Here is a 6,531-nt window from a genome sequence, read left to right on the forward strand (position 1 = left end):
CTCGATAATGCGCCGAGCTGACTGCCGCCCACCTCATCCTGGCCTCAAACAGGCGCCGTGGAAAAACTGGATTTCGGCTCTTCACCCCTGTTCCCCGGCCCGGCGAGCAGCAATCGCTGTCAGTGCTTCCTGGGCCAACTCCTTAACCCTGAACAATTTCTGGCGGCCCTCCTGGTAGAGAAAGATCTCAGAGTCGTCGCCCAGCAAGCCTTGCAGGGAGGCCAGGCTTTCTTCGGCGCCAAGAATGCCCAAGAGCCAGGCGCTGAGCCCCCTCAGAGATGCATCCTCACTGCTCAGGAATGCAGCCGCATCATGCGCTGCTGCCTGGAGGCACTGGGGCCGCCTCTGGGCAACTCTGGCCAGGCCCCAGATCACTCCGCGCTGCAGGGGTATATGCTCCAGGAAATTGCCATGCTCCTGCATATAGGAGACAAGCATATGACAGTATTCCCTGGCAAGCCCCTGCTGGCGAGCCATTATCTCTCCCATGGCCTCTGGTATACCCCAGCCGATGCCGCCTGATTCATCATTCAGCTGCCAGATCATCCTGCGCATGATCACTCTGGCAGACTCCATGTCTTTACGGGCCAGCTCGGCCACTACCACGCCCATGGCCGTGACTGCCCGCCATTTGACCAGGGAGTCGCCATGACAGAGAAAAGAAAAAAGTGGATTCACCACCTGCCGGGCGGGCAAACTCCGCAATGTTTCGAGACCGGCAGCAAAGTCTTCTTGCTGCAGGAGCTCCAGAACCTTGCGCTTCAGCCGGCGACCGCTCCATCTATGAGCCTCACTGTTCATAGCTACTCCCGAGTATGCCTGTTCGCCCCGCCTCCTGTGCAGCTGCGGTGGCTATCTCCCCCATATAATCACCCCCTTTACTCCATGCAAGCAACCGCTACTGGGCCCAGATGCTACTCGAAGGCAGCCCAGCCCTTTTCTGTTGGCACTCTCAGGAGGTGCACTCTGCGTCAAACTGTTCGTTGCACCGCTGCTGGCAATGCGCTATACTTGTGCCGCTTTGATCATTTCAGGCAGAGAAGGGAGCAGATGATGACAGCCAATGAAAACCTCATCAAAGTCTACGAGTATGCTCTGAACCAGGAACAGACCGGCATGAGTTTTTTCCAGACCTCGCTGCAGCGCCTTGGCATAGGAGCGGCAGTGAACGCTTTCAAGCGTCTGATCGAGGAGGAGGAAAAACATATCGTTTTCATCAGCACTATCATTGAGAATCTGAAACAGGGAAGGGATCTGGATCTGGATAAGGTGAAAGAAGTTGTCCTGGAGCCGACCAATTACTTTGATGACCGGGCAAAATCCGAATTCTTGCAGCAGTGTGTGGAGGGGTCCATGGTGCCTGATGTAACCGTGTTCAACACTGCCTGGCTCATCGAAAAAGATCTCAGTGAATTCTATGCTGCTGCCGCCAGAAACACAGAAGGAAGAGCCAGCGAAGCCTTTGCCATGCTTTCCCGCTGGGAAAAGGCCCACGAAAAGTTCTTCAAGGAATACCGGGACAAGATTGCCGCAGTGTACGCCACCATGCCCTGGGGTGGATGAAGGTCCTTCCACCATGCCCTGGGGTGGATGAAGGTCCTTCGTTGGTTATCACACATCCCATAGGCCTAACGTCGGTGAATGCTGGGATATTGTCGAAGCGGCGTATATTCGTCCCGCCTCCCCTTGCTTTTGTTACTATCACTATCTCTTTTTCCAAGGAAGGCGGGGCAATATCCGCAGCGAGGGCTGTCACAAGCTATCATTCAGGGGAGCAGGTTCGCTACCGGAGCAGCCCGAGCGTAAGCGATGACAATGTCCCAGCATTCACCCTGTGGCCCGTCATTGTTACTCCTCATAAGACAAAAAAACTTAGCGGACTCCGATTGCATCTCCTCTAGTTTCATCAATTACATCATATCCTTATCACTTTCTTCCACGGCCCGATCGATCTCCGCCTTCAACTGCGGCGGCAGTCCAGGTATATCCACGCTCAAAAACCCCCTCACTATGGTGGCAGTAGCCTCGTCTTCGGAAAGTCCCCGCGACATGAGATAGAGTATTTCTTCCTGGGCAATCTTGCCCACAGCAGCTTCATGAGACATCTCCACTCCGTCCACCTTGCCCTGCAGCTCGGGAATGGCATGAATACTGCCGCCATTGAGGATTAGCCCCCGACACTCCAGATGAGCCTTGACCCCGGGGACCTCACCCACCAGGTCTCCCCGGGCAATTATGTGCCCGCCATTGCTGATGGTCCGCGCAATAATTTCGGCCCGGGTCTCCGCTTCCTGCAGAATAATCCGGCCGCCCACATCCATAGTCGAACCTGGACTTCCCACGAGCAGGCTGTAGAAGCGCGCCACAGCCCCCCTGCCCACCAGATGTGTGGTGGGATACATTTGCAGCGATTTCACCGGCTTCATGCAGATGTAGTTGTTCAGGAAAAGCCCCCCTTCTTCCACCACGCCCACTGATCTGGGCCGCACTGCCATCTCCTCTGCCCAGTTGTGAATCATGGTAAAGCTGAGAGTGGCATTCTTCTTGATGAAGAATTCAGAGATGCCCACATGGAGGCCGCGGCGCAGATGGGCAGCAGTGGCGCAGCCAGTGATCACATGCAATTCAGAGCCCTCTTCGGCAATAATCAGATTGTGCACATTCTGACTCGAGCCTTCCCTGTCAATATAAAGGCAGGCCTGCACCGGATAGATCACCTTGCTGCCTGGCAGGGCCCTGATCACATAGCCGTCTTGCAGATTCAACTGGGCGCTGGCGGTATACTTGTCTGTGTCGACCTGGACGAGCTTCCAGTAGTAGTCTTTGACCCAGTCATACTGCTCCAGGGCCTGCCTTATTGGTATCACCTCCAGGCCATCCTGTTTCGAGTGGCAGTGTATCACTGAGGCGCCCTTCTGCACGTAAGTGCCGGCCCGGTCTCTTTCCTGCACGTCGACTCCTGCCAGCAGCAGCCTGGACTGGTCTTCTGCCGGCAGGCTTCTCAGGTCTTCAATGTAGTCCTCCTGGCCAGGTTCAACCGTGTAGGCGTCAAGATCAATATCTTCACCAATGGCAGCCTTCTTGTCCCTGGCTCGCTCAGCCCTCTCATTTAAATCAAGCATCGTACACACTCCTCGTAGCCGACCTCACCTATACATTCCAGAATCTCCTGGGGATTGCTCTTGCAGCTGAGTACACCGTTGTAGAGCACCTGGGCCTTGTCCGCTGTAACATAATCCAGGATGAAGCCTGTGTGGGTGATGATGAGGCCCATCTTGGTCCGCTCCTGGCGCAGCTGCAACCTGGTTTTTTTGTCCGGGTGCGGCGGTAGTTCACGCTGAAGCAGTTCGCTGATGGTCATGCCTATGAGCGAGATATTCTCCAGATCCACGCCAGACTCGGGCTCATCGAAGAGAATGAGGTCCGGGTCCTGCGCCATGAGCTGCAGCAGTTCAGACCGCTTGATCTCGCCTCCGGAAAAGCCGGCATTGATGTCCCGCTCTAGAAAGTCAGCAAAATTTACCCTTCTGGCCAGGCTCTCCACCTCGATGCCGTTGCTGGCACAGATTTCCACCATCTGTCTCGTCTTCAATCCATGAATAGTGGGGGGGCGCTGATACGACATGCCTATGCCAAGTTTGGCTCGCTCGTTCACCGGCAGATCAGTGATGTCTCGGCCTTTGAAGGAAATTCTTCCACCAGTGACCCTGTACTGCGGATATCCCATGATGGTCATCAGCAGCGATGTCTTCCCGGAGCCATTGGGACCAAAAAGAACGTGCGTTTCCCCCGGGGGGATTTCCAGGTCAATGTGCTTCAGTATTTCCCGATCCCCAAGCTCCACCTGCAAGTCTTCAATTACCAGCATACTTTCCTCTCCTTTATTCACTGGCGCTCTTTGCCGACCGGCTCACACCCTGGGCATTATCCCTGGTTATTGCAAGATCCTTTACCCGAGCTCTCAGCTGATTGTGCTGCATCCGCACTTGGCAACCTGTGTTGTTTCAGCTGGTTAGTGTTTATTGACACCTCGTGATGTCTCTGCAGCATGGCAGCAGTTCCGGCGCTGCAGCATTTGTTGCCAGCAGACCATCTCATGAATCATCCGACCTCAGGAAAAAATCGAGAGCACTCAAAAAATGCGTATACGCTGCAGGATAAGCCCTGAGCCGTTTGGCAAAGGCTGCCGCTGTACTCACTGCCTTTTCCTCGAGACTGCGCTCACCGGTTGCCTGGGCCAAACGCAGCAGGTTCATTGCTGCCACTGAATTGCTCGAGGGCACTGCGCCGTCATAGATCTCTTTTGTCTGCTTTATCAGCACCTCGTTCTCCTTGCCGTTGAACAGAAAACCTCCTCCCTTGTTATCCCAGAACAGCTCCAGCATGGCTCCAGTGAGAGCCAGGGCTTTCTCCAGGTAGCCGTCCTCAGAGGTGGCCTCGTAGAGCTCCAGCAGTCCCCAGACAAGAAAACTATAGTCGTCGGCAAAACCCTGATAAGCTGCTTCTCCCTGGCGGAAGCGCCTGAGCAGCCGCGGGCCAGGCCTCTCGAGGGCCTCCTCTATGAAATGGGCTGCTCTTCGGCCCGCCCGCAGAAACTTCTCATTTGCCATCGCCCGGTAGCCTCTGGCCATGGCCGCTATCATGAGTCCATTCCATGAGGTAAGTATTTTGTCATCCTTGAGCGGATGGATCCTTTTTTCCCTGGCATCAAACAACCGCTTCCTGGCAGACTCGAGTATCTTCGCCAGTCCAGCCGCATCCATCCCTTCCCCTGCGGCGAATTCTTCCAGGCTCATTCGAATGTGCGGAATGCTGCGGCCGCCCTCGAAGTTGCCGTTGGGGCCAACATCGTAGAAGCAGCAGAAGAGCTCGGCCTCTTCTTTGCTCAGATGCTGCCGTACTTCCTCTGGCGTCCAGGTGTAAAAACGCCCCTCTTCACCCTCGCTGTCAGCATCTTCTGCCGTGTAGAAGCCTCCCTCCCGCGCCGTCATGTCGCGAAGCACATAGTTTAGAATATCTGCAGCCACCTCCCCGTAAAACGGCTCGCCGGTCAGCTGATAGGTTTCCGCGTAGACAATAGCCAGCAGAGCCTGATCATAGAGCATCTTTTCGAAATGAGGCACCAGCCATTTCTCGTCCACCGAGTAGCGGTGAAAGCCGTGGCCCAGCTGATCGTAGATGCCACCCATTCTCATCTGAGTAAGGGTCTTCTTCACCATGGCGAGAGCCTGGGAATTGTGCTGTCTCCTGTACCATCTGAGGAGAAAAGTGAGGTTGTGCGGCGTGGGAAATTTGGGCGCCTGGCCGAAGCCTCCCCAGGTCTGGTCAAAAGTCTGCCGTAGTTGAGCAAAGCCTTTTTGCAGGGTGGCAAGCCCAGGGACAGAGCCGGCGTCGCCGGCAGCGCGAGGTTGAATTCCTCTGGTTATCTTGTCGCTCAGCTGCAGCAGTTGAGAGCGGTCTTTCTGCCAGGCTGCAGCGATCTGAGTGAGCAGCTCTATGAATCCCGGCATTCCCATGCGGCCGGTTCTGGGGAAATAGGTGCCGGCATAGAAGGGTTTGCCCTCCCAGGTCATAAAAATACTCAGAGGCCAGCCCCCCCGCAAAGTGACAGCCTGGCACACGGCCATGTAGGTGGCATCCACATCCGGCCGTTCCTCGCGGTCAACTTTGATAGAGACGAATGACTCATTGAGAAGACGCCCAACCTCTAGATCTTCGAAAGACTCGTGCGCCATCACATGGCACCAGTGACAGGTAGAATAGCCGATGGAGAGAAAGATAGGCTTGTCCTCGGCCCTGGCTCTGGCAAAGGCCTCTTCTCCCCAGGGATACCAGTCCACCGGGTTTTCCGCGTGTTGCAGAAGATAGGGGCTCTTTTCTTGCGCCAGTCTGTTCATGCCAAAAAATTCCTTTCGCCATTCAACGCCGGCCGCTCATCCTGACCTGTGACAACAAAGCTAACCATCCGTGAGAGGAAAATCCACACTGTTCAACCCATTTCCCCTCGGGCCCGCTGGCAAGCTCTTTCATTGGCGGCAATCTACTACAAAGAAAGGAGAACCGCATGGTCCTCCTTTCTTCGCCTCACCTGGCTGTTCAAGCAGAAGAAACAATAAAGAGAATCAGGAGCTCATCTTTTCGGCAATTTGCCTGCCGTAGTCATGAGCCATCTGCATGCCTCCGCCCAGAGTGGCCGATTTCAGCCGCAGCGGGTCACTCACCATGGTCATTTTGAAGATATGTTTCATGGTGTCGTAGATTCGAGCCGGGGCCTCGCCGCTCCAGCCAAAGGCCCCGAAAGCACCCCCCACCTTGCCTTCCAGGTTGGCCTTTTCACCGAGAAAGAGCAGGGTTTTCATGGCAGGCATCATTTCGCCATGATAGGTGGCCGCCCCGAATACATAACCATCGTAGCCTCGCAGGGCCTCTTCATCCTTTATGTCTCGCACATTGACTACATCCGCTTCGCAGCCGGCCATGCGAATGCCTTCTGCAATCAGTTCAGCAATCTTTTTCGTCTGATTCGTCCTG

Annotated in this window: 6 protein-coding genes; 1 reads left to right on the forward strand and 5 read right to left on the reverse strand. The window is 55.3% G+C overall.

From position 1 onward, the window contains the following. Positions 1-81 precede the first annotated feature (81 nt). The gene (locus JRI89_04485; GenBank protein ID MBW2070493.1) at positions 82-801 is read right to left on the reverse strand and encodes a HEAT repeat domain-containing protein; all 720 of its coding nucleotides are present in this window, start codon (positions 799-801) and stop codon (positions 82-84) included. 249 nt (positions 802-1,050) lie between these two features. Between JRI89_04485 and JRI89_04490 the strand changes: the two genes are divergently transcribed. Then, positions 1,051-1,563, forward strand: coding sequence for a hypothetical protein (locus JRI89_04490; GenBank protein ID MBW2070494.1), 513 nt, complete (start codon positions 1,051-1,053; stop codon positions 1,561-1,563). A gap of 347 nt (positions 1,564-1,910) precedes the next feature. Here the strand turns inward: JRI89_04490 and JRI89_04495 are convergent, their stop codons facing one another. From JRI89_04495 to JRI89_04510, 4 genes are all read right to left on the reverse strand, one after another. Further along, a complete protein-coding gene (locus JRI89_04495; GenBank protein ID MBW2070495.1) occupies positions 1,911-3,122 on the reverse strand; it encodes a SufD family Fe-S cluster assembly protein in 1,212 nt (403 codons plus the stop codon). Continuing rightward, positions 3,110-3,868, reverse strand: a complete 759-nt coding sequence (locus tag JRI89_04500; GenBank protein ID MBW2070496.1) for an ABC transporter ATP-binding protein — start codon at positions 3,866-3,868, stop codon at positions 3,110-3,112. The genes JRI89_04495 and JRI89_04500 overlap by 13 nt, the downstream gene beginning before the upstream one ends. A 226-nt stretch (positions 3,869-4,094) precedes the next feature. Continuing rightward, positions 4,095-5,897: a thioredoxin domain-containing protein gene (locus JRI89_04505; protein ID MBW2070497.1), complete on the reverse strand. Its 1,803-nt coding sequence runs from the start codon at positions 5,895-5,897 to the stop codon at positions 4,095-4,097. 225 nt (positions 5,898-6,122) lie between these two features. Continuing rightward, on the reverse strand, positions 6,123-6,531 hold a 409-nt coding region (locus tag JRI89_04510), incomplete at its 5' end, for an FprA family A-type flavoprotein (GenBank protein ID MBW2070498.1).

The organism is Deltaproteobacteria bacterium (genome assembly GCA_019309045.1).
GTDB lineage: Bacteria > Desulfobacterota > Syntrophobacteria > BM002 > BM002 > JAFDGZ01.

Bases quoted from the DNA above. Each gene is read 5' to 3' on its own strand.
- JRI89_04485 (MBW2070493.1), bottom strand. From the start codon at position 801: ATGAACAGTGAGGCTCATAGATGGAGCGGTCGCCGGCTGAAGCGCAAG.
- JRI89_04490 (MBW2070494.1), top strand. From the start codon at position 1,051: ATGATGACAGCCAATGAAAACCTCATCAAAGTCTACGAGTATGCTCTG.
- JRI89_04495 (MBW2070495.1), bottom strand. From the start codon at position 3,122: ATGCTTGATTTAAATGAGAGGGCTGAGCGAGCCAGGGACAAGAAGGCT.
- JRI89_04500 (MBW2070496.1), bottom strand. From the start codon at position 3,868: ATGCTGGTAATTGAAGACTTGCAGGTGGAGCTTGGGGATCGGGAAATA.
- JRI89_04505 (MBW2070497.1), bottom strand. From the start codon at position 5,897: ATGAACAGACTGGCGCAAGAAAAGAGCCCCTATCTTCTGCAACACGCG.